This window comes from Streptococcus cristatus, assembly GCF_019685515.1.
GTDB lineage: Bacteria > Bacillota > Bacilli > Lactobacillales > Streptococcaceae > Streptococcus.
Genome location: NZ_JABFFN010000001.1, coordinates 703,471 through 719,236, shown reverse-complemented (window position 1 = coordinate 719,236; position 15,766 = coordinate 703,471). Strand labels below are relative to the sequence as shown.

The 15,766-nt window shown below is 41.0% G+C and carries 21 protein-coding genes, 1 pseudogene and 1 other annotated feature; of the genes and pseudogenes, 9 read left to right on the top strand and 13 right to left on the bottom strand.

The annotated features are described in order from the left end of the window. Positions 1-3: 3 nt before the first annotated feature. The 5 genes from FOA33_RS03485 to FOA33_RS03465 form a co-directional block, all read right to left on the bottom strand. The gene (locus FOA33_RS03485; protein ID WP_221160658.1) at positions 4-1,266 is read right to left on the bottom strand and encodes a glutamate-5-semialdehyde dehydrogenase; all 1,263 of its coding nucleotides are present in this window, start codon (positions 1,264-1,266) and stop codon (positions 4-6) included. A 10-nt stretch (positions 1,267-1,276) separates the two neighbouring features. Next, entirely contained in the window at positions 1,277-2,386 is a 1,110-nt protein-coding gene (gene proB / locus FOA33_RS03480) for a glutamate 5-kinase (RefSeq protein ID WP_049485319.1), read from the bottom strand. A gap of 99 nt (positions 2,387-2,485) precedes the next feature. After that, complete coding sequence (locus FOA33_RS03475) at positions 2,486-3,385, bottom strand: RluA family pseudouridine synthase (RefSeq protein ID WP_221160657.1); 900 nt, start codon at positions 3,383-3,385, stop codon at positions 2,486-2,488. After that, positions 3,369-3,836: a signal peptidase II gene (gene lspA, locus FOA33_RS03470; protein WP_084853983.1), complete on the bottom strand. Its 468-nt coding sequence runs from the start codon at positions 3,834-3,836 to the stop codon at positions 3,369-3,371. Before lspA ends, FOA33_RS03475 begins: the two co-directional genes overlap by 17 nt. Next, positions 3,833-4,741 (bottom strand): LysR family transcriptional regulator, encoded by a 909-nt coding sequence (locus tag FOA33_RS03465; protein WP_221160656.1) that lies wholly within the window; start codon positions 4,739-4,741, stop codon positions 3,833-3,835. The genes lspA and FOA33_RS03465 overlap by 4 nt, the downstream gene beginning before the upstream one ends. Here FOA33_RS03465 and FOA33_RS03460 point away from each other — a divergent pair. Then, a pseudogene (locus tag FOA33_RS03460) lies at positions 4,734-4,808 on the top strand (AraC family transcriptional regulator); the annotation flags it as partial. The gene FOA33_RS03465 and the pseudogene FOA33_RS03460 overlap by 8 nt on opposite strands. A gap of 164 nt (positions 4,809-4,972) precedes the next feature. Here FOA33_RS03460 and rpmA read toward each other — a convergent pair. The 4 genes from rpmA to FOA33_RS03440 all read right to left on the bottom strand — a co-directional run bounded on the left by rpmA (position 4,973) and on the right by FOA33_RS03440 (position 6,861). Further along, complete coding sequence (rpmA, locus tag FOA33_RS03455; protein WP_221160655.1) at positions 4,973-5,266, bottom strand: 50S ribosomal protein L27; 294 nt, start codon at positions 5,264-5,266, stop codon at positions 4,973-4,975. 16 nt (positions 5,267-5,282) lie between these two features. Next, positions 5,283-5,627 (bottom strand): ribosomal-processing cysteine protease Prp, encoded by a 345-nt coding sequence (locus FOA33_RS03450; protein WP_000613697.1) that lies wholly within the window; start codon positions 5,625-5,627, stop codon positions 5,283-5,285. A gap of 15 nt (positions 5,628-5,642) precedes the next feature. Next, positions 5,643-5,957, bottom strand: a complete 315-nt coding sequence (rplU, locus tag FOA33_RS03445) for a 50S ribosomal protein L21 (protein ID WP_221160654.1) — start codon at positions 5,955-5,957, stop codon at positions 5,643-5,645. Positions 5,958-5,991: 34 nt separating this feature from the next. Then, positions 5,992-6,111 (bottom strand) — a sequence feature (ribosomal protein L21 leader region). A gap of 54 nt (positions 6,112-6,165) precedes the next feature. Further along, on the bottom strand, positions 6,166-6,861 hold the full coding sequence (locus FOA33_RS03440; protein WP_221160653.1) for a YoaK family protein: 696 nt from the start codon (positions 6,859-6,861) through the stop codon (positions 6,166-6,168). Positions 6,862-7,016: 155 nt separating this feature from the next. Between FOA33_RS03440 and FOA33_RS03435 the strand changes: the two genes are divergently transcribed. Continuing rightward, positions 7,017-7,994, top strand: coding sequence for a Gfo/Idh/MocA family protein (locus FOA33_RS03435; RefSeq protein ID WP_221160652.1), 978 nt, complete (start codon positions 7,017-7,019; stop codon positions 7,992-7,994). Continuing rightward, positions 7,991-9,073, top strand: coding sequence for a DEAD/DEAH box helicase (locus FOA33_RS03430; RefSeq protein WP_221160651.1), 1,083 nt, complete (start codon positions 7,991-7,993; stop codon positions 9,071-9,073). The genes FOA33_RS03435 and FOA33_RS03430 overlap by 4 nt, the downstream gene beginning before the upstream one ends. 24 nt (positions 9,074-9,097) lie before the next feature. Here FOA33_RS03430 and FOA33_RS03425 read toward each other — a convergent pair whose 3' ends face one another. Then, positions 9,098-9,475 (bottom strand): YwiB family protein, encoded by a 378-nt coding sequence (locus tag FOA33_RS03425; RefSeq protein ID WP_221160650.1) that lies wholly within the window; start codon positions 9,473-9,475, stop codon positions 9,098-9,100. A gap of 71 nt (positions 9,476-9,546) precedes the next feature. On the opposite strand from FOA33_RS03425, the gene FOA33_RS03420 reads away from it, so the two are divergent. Continuing rightward, positions 9,547-10,851 carry an HD domain-containing protein gene (locus FOA33_RS03420; protein WP_221160649.1) on the top strand — a complete coding sequence of 435 codons (1,305 nt, stop codon included), beginning with the start codon at positions 9,547-9,549 and terminating at the stop codon, positions 10,849-10,851. 12 nt (positions 10,852-10,863) lie between these two features. After that, positions 10,864-11,670: a sugar-phosphatase gene (yidA, locus tag FOA33_RS03415; RefSeq protein ID WP_221160648.1), complete on the top strand. Its 807-nt coding sequence runs from the start codon at positions 10,864-10,866 to the stop codon at positions 11,668-11,670. A 95-nt stretch (positions 11,671-11,765) separates the two neighbouring features. Here yidA and FOA33_RS03410 read toward each other — a convergent pair whose 3' ends face one another. Beyond that, positions 11,766-12,044, bottom strand: a complete 279-nt coding sequence (locus tag FOA33_RS03410; RefSeq protein WP_221160647.1) for a DNA-binding protein — start codon at positions 12,042-12,044, stop codon at positions 11,766-11,768. Positions 12,045-12,396: 352 nt separating this feature from the next. Here FOA33_RS03410 and FOA33_RS03405 point away from each other — a divergent pair, with 352 nt between their 5' ends. Beyond that, positions 12,397-13,080, top strand: coding sequence for a hypothetical protein (locus FOA33_RS03405; protein WP_221160646.1), 684 nt, complete (start codon positions 12,397-12,399; stop codon positions 13,078-13,080). A 106-nt stretch (positions 13,081-13,186) separates the two neighbouring features. Here FOA33_RS03405 and FOA33_RS03400 read toward each other — a convergent pair whose 3' ends face one another. Continuing rightward, the gene (locus FOA33_RS03400; protein WP_221160645.1) at positions 13,187-13,378 is read right to left on the bottom strand and encodes a DNA-binding protein; all 192 of its coding nucleotides are present in this window, start codon (positions 13,376-13,378) and stop codon (positions 13,187-13,189) included. A gap of 65 nt (positions 13,379-13,443) precedes the next feature. Between FOA33_RS03400 and FOA33_RS03395 the strand changes: the two genes are divergently transcribed. Further along, positions 13,444-13,740 carry a hypothetical protein gene (locus tag FOA33_RS03395; RefSeq protein WP_084868160.1) on the top strand — a complete coding sequence of 99 codons (297 nt, stop codon included), beginning with the start codon at positions 13,444-13,446 and terminating at the stop codon, positions 13,738-13,740. Positions 13,741-13,759: 19 nt separating this feature from the next. On the opposite strand, the gene FOA33_RS09190 is transcribed toward FOA33_RS03395, so the two are convergent. Next, positions 13,760-13,882, bottom strand: a complete 123-nt coding sequence (locus tag FOA33_RS09190) for a hypothetical protein (RefSeq protein WP_259664467.1) — start codon at positions 13,880-13,882, stop codon at positions 13,760-13,762. 293 nt (positions 13,883-14,175) lie between these two features. Between FOA33_RS09190 and FOA33_RS03390 the strand changes: the two genes are divergently transcribed. Both FOA33_RS03390 and FOA33_RS09185 read left to right on the top strand, forming a co-directional pair. After that, entirely contained in the window at positions 14,176-14,529 is a 354-nt protein-coding gene (locus FOA33_RS03390; RefSeq protein WP_221160644.1) for a helix-turn-helix domain-containing protein, read from the top strand. 1 nt (position 14,530) lies between these two features. Further along, complete coding sequence (locus tag FOA33_RS09185) at positions 14,531-15,025, top strand: hypothetical protein (protein ID WP_259664466.1); 495 nt, start codon at positions 14,531-14,533, stop codon at positions 15,023-15,025. The last annotated feature ends 741 nt before the right edge of the window (positions 15,026-15,766 follow it).

Sequence of the window (15,766 nt, the reverse complement as noted above, 5' to 3'; positions counted from 1 at the left end):
CTCTTACTCCCTTATCTGTCCGTCACCAGTAACCACATACTTGTAGCTGGTCAACTCTTTCAAGCCCATAGGCCCACGCGCATGCAGTTTCTGAGTAGAAATCCCCATCTCACATCCAAGTCCAAACTGGCCCCCGTCAGTGAAACGCGTTGAGGCATTGACATAAACCGCTGCTGAGTCCACTTGATCTGTAAAGTAAGCTGCAGCTTCAGCATTTTCCGTCACAATGGCATCCGAATGATGGGTACTGTGAGCTTCAATGTGCGCAACCGCTTCTTCTAAACTGCTCACAACCTTAACCGCTAGGACATAGTCTAAAAACTCGGTGTCAAAGTCTTGTGCTTCAGCCGCTTGACCAGAAACAAACTGACTAGCTTTCTCATCCAAACGGAATTGAATTGGTTCCAGACCAGCTTCTTTTCGATCTGCAACCAGCACTTGCTCCAAGCTAGGAAGGAAGCTTGCTGCCTTGTCTTCATGAACGAGAAGAACCTCCATGGCATTGCAGACAGAAGGACGACTGGTTTTAGCATTGTTGATGATAGAGAGAGCCTTGTCTTCATCAGCATCCTTATCCACATAGACATGTACAATACCAGTTCCTGTCTCGATAACAGGCACGATAGCATTTTCAACCACAGCATTGATCAAGCCAGCACCCCCACGAGGAATGAGAAGGTCTAGATAACCCTTGGCCTTCATCATGGCATAGCTACTTTCACGGCTGGTATCTTCCACCAGTTGAATCACCTCTGGATGAATGGTAGTCGTCTCCAAGCCCTTCTTCAAGGCTGTGACAATAGCATGAGCTGTTTGGTAGGCGTCCTTGCCACTACGAAGAACGACTGCATTTCCACTCTTGAGAGTCAAGGCAGCCGCATCAGACGTCACATTCGGACGGCTTTCATAGATAATACCAATAACCCCCATAGCCACTCGTTTTTTCGTAATGACCAAGCCATTTTCAAGCTGACTTGTTTCTAGGACTTCACCAATGGGATCTGGTAAAGCAACCACTTCACGAATTCCTCTTGCCATCGCTTGGATTCGACCTTCATCCAAATAAAGACGATCCAGCATAACATCTGAGATTTTCCCCTTGGCTGCTGCCATATCCAGAGCATTAGCCGCTAAAATCTCCTCAGTAGCTGTCAACAAGTGATCAGCCATGGCTAGCAAGGCTTGGTTTTTCACTGCTTCACTAGCAGTATTAATTGATTTCTTAACAGCCTGTACCTGTTCAAATTGTTCTTGTGTACTTACCATCTTTTCACCTCTAAAATTCTGTAAAGAGCAGCTGGATTTCAGGAGTGATGGAAATCCAGTCATCACGGTGAATCAAGACTCCCTTAGCTTTTTGAGAACGGAGCATATCTTCTAGGGCTGAGACGCCAAATTGGACACGTCCCTTTCCAAGAGATTGACCTGTTTCTTTATCTGCTACTGTTACAATATCGTGGTAAGAGAAGTTTCCTTCCACTTCTACCACACCCGACAAAAGGAGACTTTTCCCGTTTTTTGAAAGTGCCTCTGCAGCTCCACCATCTACCCAAATCGTTCCCTGACTTTGAGCATAGAAGGCCAGCCATTGTTTCTGGGTACGAAGTCCCTTCTCTTGCGCAACAAAGAAGGAACCATCCCTAGTTTCTTCAGCTGCCTCAATCAATGCATCTGATTTCAAGGAGGAGCAAATATAGACTGGTACACCCGACTCCGTCGCAATAGTTGCAGCTTTGATTTTTGTCAGCATACCCCCAGTACCGTTTGACGAACCTGCCCCACCAGCCATATCAATAATCTCACGATTGATAGTCTCGATTTTCTCAAGACGTTTGGCTGTTGGATCCGAATTAGGATTGCCAGTATAGAGGCCGTCCACATCAGTCAAGAGAACCAGGAGATCCGCCTGAACCATCGCCGCTACCTGGGCGCTTAGAGTATCATTGTCCCCAACCTTGAGCTCATCAATGACGACACTGTCATTCTCGTTGATGATGGGAATCGCCCCACGATGAAGCAATACAGACAAGGCCTGATGGGCATTCTTATAGCGACGCTTATCTACAAAATCATCCTGTGTCAGCAAGATTTGTGCAGAAACGATTTGGCGCATGAGGAGGTTGGTTGTGTATTCTTCTAGGAGCAAACCTTGGCCTACTGCGGCCGAGGCCTGCTTATCTGCAATCTTGGTCGGACGTTTTTTAAAGCCCAAAGCTCCAAACCCTGCCGCTACTGCTCCAGATGACACCAAAATCAACTCATGTCCAGCCTCATGCAACATAGCCAATTGCTGGGTAATTGCCTTTACTTTACTTCTTGATAAACTCCCGTCTTCATTTGTCAAGGACGAAGTCCCTACCTTAAAGACGATTCGTTTGTACTTCATAGTCTCACTCCGATTCTTCATATTTATCCATTATAACATGAATGGTTTAAAATAGAAAAGACTTGAAATAAAAAGGTTGAGACAGCCATCTCAACTCTTTTATCTGTTCTCAGTTTTACGCAATCTTTCCAGCGTTTCTTTAAAAATCTCTGGAATATCTGCTGTGAATTCCAAGGTCTCACCTGTTCTCGGATGGGTAAAACCTAGAGTCTTGGCATGGAGGAATTGTCCATGTCCTTTCAGTGTTTTTCGAGGACCATAGACTTCATCACCAGCGACCGGATGGCCAATATAAGCCATATGAACACGAATCTGGTGGGTACGCCCTGTTTCCAGTTGCAACTCCACTAAGCTATAATCTCCAAAGCGTTCCAAGACGTGAAAACGTGTTACTGCAGGCTTTCCTTTAGCAGTCACAGCCTGTTTCTTACGGTCTTTTTCACTACGACCAATCGGAGCTTCAATCACACCACGATCATTGGGAAGATTGCCATGAACAATCGCCCAGTATTTGCGGAGAGACTTCTTATCCTTGAGTTCTTGAGCGAGTGCTAAGTGGGCCTCATCATTCTTAGCAATCATAAGGAGGCCAGACGTGTCCTTGTCAATGCGATGAACGATACCCGGTCGGAGAACCCCATTGATACCTGACAAATCCTTGATATGGTACATGAGGGCATTGACCAAGGTTCCACTTGTATGACCGGCGCTCGGATGGACCACCATGCCTTGAGGTTTGTTAACAACGGCTACATCCTCATCTTGGTAGATAATCTCGAGCGGCAGATTCTCAGCCACATATTCTAAAACCTCTGGTTCTGGCACGTGATAAGTGACGACATCCCCCTCTTGGACAGTGTATTTGGCTTTCTTGGCTTGCCCATTCACCAAGACTTGTCCAGCCTTGATTTGTTCATTTGCGAGACTGCGTGACAATTCTGTCAGGTCCGACAGAGCCTTGTCTAGACGTTGCCCACCAGTTTCAATTTTTATTTCCATTTACTTCCTCTTTAAGCATTGCAATCAATAGAACAATCACACCAACTGTCAAATAGCTGTCAGCAACATTGAAAATCGCAAAGTTGATAAAGTCTAGGTGAAACATATCCACCACAAAACCTTGACTCATTCTGTCGATAAAGTTGCCCAGACCTCCCGCTATTATCAGGGTCAGTCCAAAAACCATCCAGAGAGAATCCTCCATGTGTTTATGTAGATACCAAATGGCACCTACCATGACGACCAGTGTAATAACCGCAAATAACCACTGCTGATCTTGCAGCATAGAGAAGGCTGCTCCTCTATTTTGCAGATAGGTCAAGCTAACGAGATTGGGAATCCAAGAACGTACTTCACCCAGTGGAATCTGCTGGACAACATAGGCTTTAACCCACTGATCCAGCCCAATCAAAAGCAGTACAATGACTGCTACTATTCCTCTTTTTTTCATGATTTCCTCTTTTGATCAAAATATTCTTGCATGACTTCTACAAAGAGAGTCCCAGCTTGACTAAGCTCCACTTCTTCCCGTTTGACATAGACCATACGGTTGTCTAAATTATCCTTGAGGCGAATGACTGTGATGCCATTGACACTGTCACTATCCAGAAATCCAGAACCTGTCGCATAGGCGTCCGTCCGCTCTAAAATACCATTCAAAGTAGCACGGTCCGTCACATTAAACATCAGGGAGCTCGCGCTGGTGTCGACAAAGTTCTCTGAATAATAAAGGTACTCATCCTTTTCCTGAGTAAACCGAACGGTTGGTAAATCAACTAAGTCCTCCATGACCAATTCCTCTTTCTGTGCTAAAGGATGTCCTTCACGAAGATAAATGTGAGTCTGGAAAGGAATTAGTTCAATAACTTCCAAGCCCAACTTTTCAACCCGCTGCATGATGCCCTTTTTATTTTGATTGTTGAGGTAGATGATCCCAATCTCACTATGTCCTTGAGCTACTTCGTCTAATATTTGAACTGTAGTAGACTCAAAAATACGAAAGTTCTTGTAATCAGGATAACGTTCTGAAAAGGCCGTAATGGTTGGTGGCAAGAAGTCATAGTGCTGACTGGCAATGGAAAATTCATCCTTTTCTTCCTCAGGATTGGCATACTGATTTTGAAAAACATCAAAGCCTTTGACCAACTCCTGCGCTTTCTCATAAAATTCCATACCACGACGGGTCAAAAACGTTCCCGAACTCGTCCGACGGAAAATTTTAAAACCTAACTCTTTTTCCAAATCGCGCACAGAAATAGACAGACTGGGCTGACTCACATACATCTTTTCAGCAGCTTCACGGAAAGTACCACTATTGGCAATAGCAACAACATAGCGTAATTGTTGAATATTCATCTTCTACCCCCAACTTCTCTATCTGTTCATTATACCATATTTCAGAATTTTTCAAAAAAGAAAAAAGTGTCCATCGCAAGTTTAAATCTAACTATTCTTTATTAAATTCAATATGGGTATCAAAACAAAAAATAGGCTCTCCGAAAACTCGGAAAGCCTTATTTAATGCTACTTCTAGCTTCCTCACCTTTTCATTTTAAGGTTCGGGATAAAAAGGTTCACTGAACCTTTTTATTTTGCGATAGGGTAAACAGAAACCTGCTTTTTATCGCGACCTTTACGTTCAAAGCGTACTACGCCTTCAACTTTAGCGAACAAAGTATCGTCTCCACCACGTCCAACGTTTACACCTGGGTAGATGTGTGTACCACGTTGACGGTAAAGGATTGATCCACCTGTTACAGTTTGTCCGTCAGCTGCTTTAGCTCCAAGACGTTTCGCTTGTGAATCACGTCCGTTTGATGTAGAACCTCCACCTTTTTTGTGGGCGAAAAGTTGCAAGTTCTTAAGAGTCATTTTTAACATAATGTTTTCCTCCGTGTTAGTTTTCTGTGATAACTCTGGTTTGGACGAACTCAGAAGAGTTCTCCGATAAGTTTGCCATACCTAAGAAAAATGATTCGAAGAATAACTGGGTCATTTCTCTCTGGTGTGAAGGAAGATCCGCTGGTATTTCAACCTTTAGATAGCCACCTTCATCTTCGTTTAATTCTAAGATTGGTTCATAGCCTGCAAATTTCTCAATGGAATTGATAAAGTTAATGGCAAGCGTAGAAACCGATGCACACACGACATCTAAGCCGTATTCGCCACTTTCGGCGTGTCCAGTAATTTCCGCACTCCTCAGCTCGCCATCTTCGGCTCTCTCAAAGACTGCTTGTATCATGTGTTCTCCTTAAAATTAAGCGTTGATCGCGTTGATGACAACTTTTGTATATGGTTGACGGTGACCTTGTTTACGGTGGCTACCTTTTTTAGGTTTGTACTTGTAAGTAACAACTTTCTTTTGTTTTCCTTGTTTTTCAATAGTTCCAACTACAGTAGCTCCAGCAACAAGTGGAGTTCCGACAACAGTGTTTTCACCACCAACAAGAACAACTTCGTTAAAAGTAACTTCTTGACCAGCTTCAACGTTCAATTTTTCAACGTAAACTGCTTGACCAACTTCAACTTTAACTTGTTTTCCGCCAGTTTTGATAATTGCGTATGTGCTCATTATGCACCTCCTATGATTTTTTGGGTTTCCCCGTATTTTTGTGAAGACTCGCCTAGCATCGTGGGACGAACCACTTAAAAGAAAATCTCTAAGTATAACAAAGTTTAAATTTGTTATACGACGAGCAACGATGTTCGTGCGGTTGCACAGGATTGTGCATAGTCAACTCTTCGATTATAGCATATCTTCTTTTTTCTTACAAGTAAAATCAATTAAAATTAATCTTTTTCTTTCCCTTTTTTCTCCAAGAAGCAAAAAGCATGCTGAAGTAAAAGATACTCATCATAAGAGGAATACCTAGAATTGTCTTCTCCTGATAGTAAATCGTCAAATAAGCTGAAAAAATAACTCCGAAGACAAAACTGCTAAGTAAACTAACAAAAATCAAGCCCTCTCGTAGGAAAGGCGTATGCTTGGTCCGGAAATAATCACCAAAAGCCAACATAGTTCGTTTGATATTCCCTGTCATAAAAGCATTATTATAGGCAATCCCTGACACTTCTCCAAAAGCAGTTGTCACCAGTCCCATACAGAAGGCCAATGGCGGTACGAGATAGATATTCTCTACAGTTTGCGGCACAAAGCCAATAATTAAGGACAGGACTGCAAGTGGAATTACGGACAAAATTGGCTTTTTAACAATTCTCAATTTTTCCTTATAAATAGTTAATAAAAGGACCCCCATCATAAAAGCTAGCAAGGTCATTACTTTGGCACTGGCATCTGACACATTGTGTTGAATGAGTCCTACTGATAGAAAAACCACATTCCCAGTCTGTCCTGCCACCAGGGTATTTCCTCGCACAATAAAGGTATAGGCATCTACATATCCTGCACAAAAAGTCAAAAAAAGCGCTAGCCTCTTAGACTGACGTGATATTTTTCTTATTGGTAATAATCTCATTTTCTCCCCCTTTTCATTTCATCTACTTATCTAAATATTGTACCACTTTCTCCAAGAAATTCGTAGTACATTTGAAAATTTTTACCATCTGTTGGATAGTCCTTCTTTTCTATGTTATAATGAAGGAAGGATTTAAAGTCGGAAAAGGAGTATCTATGCTTAAATTAGGTGTCATCGGAACAGGGGCTATCAGCCATCATTTCATAGAAGCAGCCCATGCTAGCGGAGAATACCAGCTGGTCGCAGTCTATTCTAGAAAACGAGAAACTGCCGCAACATTTGCTTCTCGCTATCAGAATATCCAACTCTTTGATCAATTAGAAGACTTCTTTAAGTCTTCCTTTGATGTAGTCTATATCGCCAGTCCAAACTCCTTGCATTTTGTTCAAGCCAAGGCTGCCTTGTCTGCTGGTAAGCACGTCATTCTTGAAAAACCAGCTGTCACTCAGCCACAAGAATGGCTGAATCTAATTCAAACAGCTGAGAAAAATAATTGTTTTATCTTTGAGGCGGCTCGTAATTACCACGAGGAAGCTTTTACCACTATTAAGAATTTTTTGGCAGACAAGCAAATCTTGGGAGCAGATTTCAATTATGCCAAGTATTCTTCCAAGATGCCTGATTTGTTGGCTGGACAGACGCCAAATGTCTTTTCAGACCGTTTTGCTGGCGGAGCTCTTATGGACTTGGGGATTTATCCTCTCTATGCTGCTATTCGCCTCTTTGGAAAGGCTCAGGACGCGACTTATCAGGCTCAACAGCTTGACAATAGCATTGACCTAAATGGCGATGGTATGCTCTTCTACCCTGACTTTCAAGTTCATATCAAGGCTGGGAAAAACATCACTTCCAATCTTCCTTGCGAGATTTATACAGTAGATGGAACCTTGACCCTCAACACCATCGAGCATGTTCGCTCAGCTATTTTTAGCGACCACCGAGGAAATCAAGTTCAACTCCCTATCCAACAAGCTCCTCATACGATGGCTGAGGAAGCAGCAGCATTTGCACACATGATCCAGCAACCAGATCAGACACTTTACCAGAACTGGCTGGATGATGCAGGTTCTGTTCATGACCTATTATATACCATGCGCCAGACTGCTGGCATTAGATTTGAGGCAGAAAAATGAAAACCAAACTACCCACTGAATGGCAGGAATTGAGCGGCCAGCTCGGTTTCCAAGAATTTACTCCCATTCAAACTCAACTATTTGAGCCCATTCTTGCTGGAGAAAACCTCCTAGGAGTAAGCCCGACAGGAACTGGTAAGACCCTCGCTTACTTACTCCCAAGTCTTCTCAGACTACAAAAGAAAAAAGCCCAGCAACTCTTAATTCTAGCACCAAATACAGAACTTGCTGGACAGATTTTTGATGTATGTAAAACGTGGGCAGAGGCTATCGGCTTGACTGCTCAGCTCTTCTTATCAGGCTCGAGTCAGAAACGTCAGATTGAACGACTTAAAAAAGGGCCAGAAATTCTGATTGGAACTCCTGGCCGTGTCTTTGAATTAATTAAATTGAAAAAAATCAAGATGATGAATGTGGAAACCATCATCCTGGATGAATTTGATCAATTGCTCGATGATTCTCAGATTCACTTTGTGGAGAAAATTACCCACTACGCACCTCGTGACCACCAACTCATCTACATGAGTGCGACGACCAAGTTTGACCAAGAAAAGATTGCTCCAAACACGCGCACCATCGACCTTTCTGACCAAAAGTTGGACAACATCCAACACTTCCACATGCAGGTAGACCAACGTCACCGAGTGGACATGCTTCGAAAATTGGCTCATGTAGAGGATTTCCGCGGACTAGTTTTCTTTAACAGCCTCTCAGATCTTGGAAATGCGGAGGAAAAACTACAGTATCGCGATGTCTTGGCCGTTTCCCTCGCTAGCGATGTCAATGTTAAATTTAGAAAAGTTATCTTGGAAAAGTTTAAGGACAAGCAGCTAACCTTGCTCCTTGCAACAGACCTTCTGGCTCGTGGAATTGATATCGATAGCCTAGAATGTGTCGTAAACTTTGATGTTCCTAGAGACATGGAAACCTACACTCACCGTGCGGGGCGTACAGGTCGCATGGGTAAAGAGGGCTATGTTATCACTCTCGTAACCCATCCTGAAGAACTTAAAAAACTCAAGAAGTTTACAAGTGTACGTGAAATTATTCTAAAAAATCAAGAACTCTATATCAAATAAGGTTGGCATTCGCCAACCTTTTTCTTATCCCCAAGTAATTTCTAATTGATAGCTGGCAAAGGGTTGTCCCTCTTGATTTTGCAGTTGATAGGCGAGCTCAATCTTTTGCCCATCCACTTGATAACGATTCATTTGAATGATAAATTCCTGCATCCCCATTGGTGTGGGAATATAGGCTAAACTATCACTATCCTTTAGAAAGCGCATAATTGTCTTGGGATTGGAAAAACGAGTCATCACCAGTTCTTGAGCATGAAATTTAATCACTACTTTTTCTTTTTCCTCATTATAAAAAAGCAGATAGCTATAATCTCCCTTCTCATGCACTTCAACATCATAGAGTTGGTCTATGACTTCCAACTGTTCATCAAACTGAATCCTATTTCGCATCCGAATCTTCACATCAAATCCTCTTTCTTGTCTCTTGTTCTACTATTTTACCAAAAAGAGCAGGATTTTGCTATAATGGTCATATGAACGAAAAAGTATTCCGTGACCCAGTTCACAACTACATCCATGTAAACAATCAGGTCATATACGACTTGATCAATACAAAAGAATTTCAACGTCTGCGTCGTATCAAACAGCTAGGGACTTCCAGCTATACCTTCCATGGTGGCGAGCACAGTCGCTTTTCCCACTGTTTGGGGGTCTATGAAATCGCTCGTCGTATCACGGAGATTTTTGAAGAAAAATATCCTGAGGAATGGAATCCTACTGAGTCTCTCTTGACCATGACCGCTGCGCTCCTTCATGACCTTGGACATGGGGCTTACTCCCATACTTTTGAACATCTCTTTGATACAGATCATGAAGCCATTACCCGGAAAATCATCCAAAGTCCTGAGACAGAGATTCATCAAGTCCTACTACAAGTAGCGCCAGATTTCCCCAAAAAGGTTGCCAGCGTCATCGACCATACCTATCCTAACAAGCAGGTCGTGCAACTCATTTCCAGTCAGATTGATGCGGATCGTATGGACTATCTCTTGCGCGACTCCTATTTTACAGGAGCATCTTATGGGGAATTTGACCTGACTCGCATCCTCCGAGTCATTCGTCCTGTCGAAAATGGCATCGCCTTTCAGCGCAATGGCATGCATGCCATCGAAGACTACGTCCTCAGTCGCTACCAGATGTATATGCAGGTTTATTTCCACCCAGCAACACGCGCCATGGAAGTTCTCCTACAGAATCTCCTCAAACGCGCTAAGGAACTCTATCCTAAAGACAAGGACTTCTTTGCACGAACTTCTCCACATCTCCTTCCTTTCTTTGAAAAAAATGTGACCTTGTCTGACTATCTAGCTCTGGATGATGGCGTGATGAATACCTACTTCCAACTCTGGATGACCAGTCTTGACAAGATACTAGCCGACTTGTCGCAACGTTTTGTCAACCGCAAGGTCTTTAAATCCATTACTTTTTCAGAAAAAGACCAAGACCAACTCGCAACCATGAGACAACTGGTTGAAGATATCGGTTTTGATCCAGACTACTATACTGCTATTCATAAGAACTTTGACCTCCCTTATGATATCTATCGACCCGAATCTGAAAATCCAAGGACACAGATTGAGATTTTACAAAAAAATGGTGAACTGGCAGAACTATCTAGCCTGTCCCCTATCGTCCAATCCCTTGCTGGCAGCCGCCACGGAGACAATCGTTTCTATTTCCCGAAAGAAATGTTGGACCAAAACAGTATCTTCGCAAGCATTACCCAGCAATTTTTACACTTGATTGAGAACGATCATTTTACCCCAAATAAAAACTAGAAGAGGAAATTTATGAGTATTAAACTAATCGCCGTCGATATCGATGGTACCTTGGTTAACAGTCAAAAGGAAATCACTCCTGAAGTCTTTTCTGCCATCCAAGATGCCAAACAAGCTGGCGTCAAAGTCGTGATTGCAACTGGCCGCCCTATCGCAGGTGTTGCCAAACTTCTGGACGACTTGCAGTTAAGAGACCAAGGTGACTATGTCGTGACCTTCAACGGTGCCCTTGTCCAAGAAACTGCTACTGGCCATGAGATTATCAGCGAATCTTTAGCCTATGAGGATTATCTGGATATGGAATTTCTCAGTCGCAAACTTGGTATCCACATGCACGCTATTACCAAGGACGGTATCTACACAGCCAATCGTAATATCGGAAAATACACGGTGCACGAATCAACCCTCGTCAGCATGCCTATTTTCTACCGCACTCCTGAAGAAATGGCTGGCAAGGAAATCGTCAAGTGTATGTTTATCGATGAACCAGAGATTCTCGATGCTGCGATTGAAAAGATTCCAGCCGAATTTTACGAGCGCTACTCTATTAACAAATCAGCTCCTTTCTACCTCGAACTCCTTAAAAAGAATGTAGACAAGGGTTCAGCCATCACTCACCTAGCTGAAAAACTCGGATTAACCAAAGATGAAACCATGGCGATCGGTGACGAAGAAAATGACCGCGCCATGCTCGAAGTCGTTGGCAACCCCGTTGTTATGGAAAATGGAAATCCAGAACTCAAAAAAATCGCCAAATACATCACCAAAACAAATGACGAATCTGGCGTAGCCCATGCTATCCGTACGTGGGTATTGTAAAGTATGATAAAATATGAAAACCGCTCAGCTGAGCGGTTTTTAGTATGAACATATCACAACGAGAGTAAATAATAAATTGAATTACAGTCGTACAGTTACTTAAATCTTGAGAGTACAAAAACAATGATACGGTTACTGCTCAGCAACATGCTGTTGTACCATTCACGGACTGCATCTCGTGGCCAACGCTTGTCATTTATATTTGGAAATCCTTTTTGGTAGCGAAAACGGTCATCGAACGTATCTACAGAAACCCCAAGCATTTTAGCCACATCTTTTCGCTTCAATTCCAGAGGGAAAGATTCCTCTATGTTTGCAGATTGCAAGACAGTAAACTTAATCTGACTCGCAATCGCTTGAATCAACTCTTCCATTTTTGCTCCTTTCGTGTTATAATTCAGTTAGTTATTTTAGTAAGCGCCTGACTTTTGTTAGGTGCTTTTTGTATTTAGTTATATACAGTTACTGTATAGACTGTCTTGCTCGTTCCATCGGTAGAATGTACGGTCGACTTCTCTACTGTTATATCTGTCGTATCTTTAGTCATTTTGAAGAACAAATACAACAAACATTCTCGTAAAATCTTTAATTTTAAAGGAACGGATAGAAATCGCTTGATTTCCAGATCAACCTGACTAAGATTATTTGATAATGTTATTCCGTTCACTCTCTAATTCCTTTCTAAATTTGGTATAATAAAGATAATAAATTGATTGGAGATAATATATGAAAACTGCTACCGTTTCATTCTATGATTCAAGTCGCCAGACAGTAAAATTCGAATACCCTGAATATTGCCCACATTGCGGAAAAAGTATCTCGCCTGAAAAAATACATGTTTCAGACAGCGAGGACAGTTACTATAGTGGGAATGCTCGCTTTGTTGTAACTTTTCGTTGCTCACGCTCAGCTTGTAAAAAATACTTTGCTGTCGAGTATATTTTCACATCTACATCTGAACTTTGTTCAATTGCTGAATACAGCTACCGTCCACCTATCAAAGTAAAACTCCCTGAAAATATAGAAAAAGTTTCTTCTGTTTTTGTCGAAATCTATCCCCAAGCAACCGTAGCTGAATCTGAGGCATTGAATCAAATAGCAGGGGTCGGCTATCGCAAAGCTGCTGAGTTCCTCATAAAAGACTACGTAATTTCCAAAAATCCATCTGACGAAGAACACATCAAATCAATCATGCTTGGAAAAGTAATCGCTGACTACTTGAATGATTTTTCAAAAATTCAAGCTTTAGCAAAATCCGTCGCTTGGATTGGAAATGATGAAACCCATTATGTTCGTAGACATGATGGTAAAGACATCCAAGATTTAAAGAAGTTCATTCTCTCGGCAGCTCAATTTATCGCAGCTGATTACGATGCGGACGAAGCCTTGGCTTTCACTTCTTCTAATTGAGAAAACCTAGCATCTAACTCATCCAACTTCTCAGCAATATATGTCACGGTCCTCAATACTTCGTTGAGGGCTGTTCTTTCTAGTTCGTTCATATTTTCTACTCCTCCTACTCAATCCCATAATCTTCAATAACTTGAAGAATAAAGCTGTTCGCTCGTGGACCCTTCGTCGTCCCACTTAGAATGTTTGTTACTTCCTGTCGCTTGAAGCCGTAAGCAACCGCTAGAGTTGCTTTTTTAATTCCTTTCTCTTTCAAGAAATCATTAACTCTTTCACGACTATTTGCGATATCTGGCATATATTTCTCCTTTCTATTTCTTTCTTCTTTTTCTGCTATAATATAAGCAGAAAGGAGGTGAGTACATGGACACTAATCAAATTTTGATAACTTTTTTAACTTCATGCGTTCCTGCGTTTCTTGTTTATCTCGCAAATAAACATCAAACCGATTCCAAAATAAAAGAATTAAAGGCACAATCTGAAAGCGAATTACAAAGACTTGAAAAAGAGCATGAATTGAAACTGGATGCCTTAAAACAAAGCCAGCAAGTAGATATCACTTCAAAATTTTTCACAGGTGAACTTGATATCAATAAACTTACTCAAGCAGTTAACGGAATCACAGAACTTCAAAAGGCTGTAGATAAGTTATCAAAATAATTTGATGAAAGCGGAGAACTTACTCTGCTTTTTTTAAAACTTTCAAAAGTATTGACATCCCGTTAACTAATCCAGCTAGATACCCTCGTCCATAATTAGTAGTTAAGAATTTCAATAATTCGATTATTTCTTCTTCCTTCATTTCCTATCCTCCCTCTTTACTTATTTGTAAATAAGAAACAACTAAAATTTTAACTATTTTTCTGCATTACACTTGACAATTCACACCAAATTGGCTAAAATGAAAGCATAATAAAAACAATGATAAATCTATAAATACCGTTTGCCAAAACATTTTTATGATCTATTTTCTTAGTTGTTTTTTAGTTGTAACTTACTTACAAAAAATATTTTACACCTTTTGGGATAATTAGTCAACCTTTTTACACCAAATTTGTTTATTTTTTGTAATGTCTTAGAAAGGTTGATTTAACAATGTTTGAGACATTTGAAAAAATTAAAGAATTAGCAAAAAAACGTGGAAAAGCTCTTGGTCAAGTCGAAGAAGACTTGGGTTATGGCAGAAATACACTGTATAAGATAAAAAACTCTACGCCAAATGCTGAACGTATCGCAGAAATTGCTAACTACTTCAACGTGTCCACTGATTATCTGCTTGGACGCACGGATAACCCTGCTATTGCAAAGGATGATACAATCGCAGGATACACGTCTGACGACCTCCGAAAGATGGCAGAGAATGCCAAGACCTTCGATGGCAAGCCACTTACAGAGGAAGACATCGATGCCATCCAGAACATCATAGAGATTTATTTGAGAGGTAGATAGTATGACAATTACCGAACAAGATACTTTGTTATTCAATACCCTTTTCGAAAAAATATATCAACAACTACCATCACTTGATAGCACAAAGAACTATTGGTTCGTAAGAGCTCAAAAAGGATTATTTTTTGAAAGTTTTCTCACCGGCGGCTATATCGCCATCGGATGGAACTACATCACCTTAGAAGACCTAGAACGCCTCGATGAAGATGCAATCAAAGGAAAAATCAAAGAGTTCGACAATAGGATAGAAAAGCCTGGTTCAGCCTATAAGCAAATGATAAAATTTGCAAATAGTCTCAATATTGGCGATATTGTCATCGTTCCATCGGAATCTCCAAATGACTTTCTTGTTGGTGAAATAACAAGTAGACCTTATACTGAGTCTGAAAGTGTCATAGAGTCAGCATCTAACATTTGTCCATTTAACAAGAGAATGAATGTGCACTGGTTTGGTTTCATACCAATAGAGATATTGACTCACAGCTTTATAAATTAGTCTATTCAGGCCATACCATCACTGATGCAAATGCCTACAAAAAATTCATCAACCGAGGTCTATATGATGCCTACATCGATCATGACCACATGAGTATCACTTTTAAAGTACAAGAAGAAAACAATATTGATGCTTTTGAATACTCAACATTTCTGCACACTGTCTTGCAAATGGTCAATATTGTAAAAGAATCTGATGAATTAAAAGATGGAAAGTCGTTCTAAGAACCAACGTCCAATCGGAAGGACCGATTGAACTACTTGGACATCCTGAAATACTAATCCCAGTTCTAGTATTTATCATTATTCTATCTGGAGGAATTGCTTTTCGCAATTTAATTAAACGCAATGGTGCAAACTTTGAAGTTGATTCTAAACTTGGGAAATTTAAAGCTCAGTTAAATAGCGATGGAGATGAAGCAATCAAAAAAGCCCAGGCAAATAAAATAAATGCCGAGGCTATTGCATTATTAATAGATAAAGGGATGAGCCCTCAGTTTAAAGGCGCTACATCTCAACTAGATATTAAAGCTCCAGTAGTAGCAACTAGGATTCTTCAAGATGAACTACTCGAATCTCCAGAAAAAGTCGAAGAATAATTTCAGAAGTAACGAAACTGAGTAAAACGATGATTGGAAGTGTTAGGATTGTCTTAGAAAAAAGTAACAAATCAAAAAAACAAATGCTGAAACTTGAAACAGTACAGCCAAATGTGCATAGAGTTTCAACTTCATTTTAATCA

Coding starts and splice junctions, on each gene's coding strand:
- FOA33_RS03485 (WP_221160658.1), bottom strand. CDS start 1,266: ATGGTAAGTACACAAGAACAATTTGAACAGGTACAGGCTGTTAAGAAA.
- proB (WP_049485319.1), bottom strand. CDS start 2,386: ATGAAGTACAAACGAATCGTCTTTAAGGTAGGGACTTCGTCCTTGACA.
- FOA33_RS03475 (WP_221160657.1), bottom strand. CDS start 3,385: ATGGAAATAAAAATTGAAACTGGTGGGCAACGTCTAGACAAGGCTCTG.
- lspA (WP_084853983.1), bottom strand. CDS start 3,836: ATGAAAAAAAGAGGAATAGTAGCAGTCATTGTACTGCTTTTGATTGGG.
- FOA33_RS03465 (WP_221160656.1), bottom strand. CDS start 4,741: ATGAATATTCAACAATTACGCTATGTTGTTGCTATTGCCAATAGTGGT.
- rpmA (WP_221160655.1), bottom strand. CDS start 5,266: ATGTTAAAAATGACTCTTAAGAACTTGCAACTTTTCGCCCACAAAAAA.
- FOA33_RS03450 (WP_000613697.1), bottom strand. CDS start 5,627: ATGATACAAGCAGTCTTTGAGAGAGCCGAAGATGGCGAGCTGAGGAGT.
- rplU (WP_221160654.1), bottom strand. CDS start 5,957: ATGAGCACATACGCAATTATCAAAACTGGCGGAAAACAAGTTAAAGTT.
- FOA33_RS03440 (WP_221160653.1), bottom strand. CDS start 6,861: ATGAGATTATTACCAATAAGAAAAATATCACGTCAGTCTAAGAGGCTA.
- FOA33_RS03435 (WP_221160652.1), top strand. CDS start 7,017: ATGCTTAAATTAGGTGTCATCGGAACAGGGGCTATCAGCCATCATTTC.
- FOA33_RS03430 (WP_221160651.1), top strand. CDS start 7,991: ATGAAAACCAAACTACCCACTGAATGGCAGGAATTGAGCGGCCAGCTC.
- FOA33_RS03420 (WP_221160649.1), top strand. CDS start 9,547: ATGAACGAAAAAGTATTCCGTGACCCAGTTCACAACTACATCCATGTA.
- yidA (WP_221160648.1), top strand. CDS start 10,864: ATGAGTATTAAACTAATCGCCGTCGATATCGATGGTACCTTGGTTAAC.
- FOA33_RS03410 (WP_221160647.1), bottom strand. CDS start 12,044: ATGGAAGAGTTGATTCAAGCGATTGCGAGTCAGATTAAGTTTACTGTC.
- FOA33_RS03405 (WP_221160646.1), top strand. CDS start 12,397: ATGAAAACTGCTACCGTTTCATTCTATGATTCAAGTCGCCAGACAGTA.
- FOA33_RS03400 (WP_221160645.1), bottom strand. CDS start 13,378: ATGCCAGATATCGCAAATAGTCGTGAAAGAGTTAATGATTTCTTGAAA.
- FOA33_RS03395 (WP_084868160.1), top strand. CDS start 13,444: ATGGACACTAATCAAATTTTGATAACTTTTTTAACTTCATGCGTTCCT.
- FOA33_RS09190 (WP_259664467.1), bottom strand. CDS start 13,882: ATGAAGGAAGAAGAAATAATCGAATTATTGAAATTCTTAACTACTAAT.
- FOA33_RS03390 (WP_221160644.1), top strand. CDS start 14,176: ATGTTTGAGACATTTGAAAAAATTAAAGAATTAGCAAAAAAACGTGGA.
- FOA33_RS09185 (WP_259664466.1), top strand. CDS start 14,531: ATGACAATTACCGAACAAGATACTTTGTTATTCAATACCCTTTTCGAA.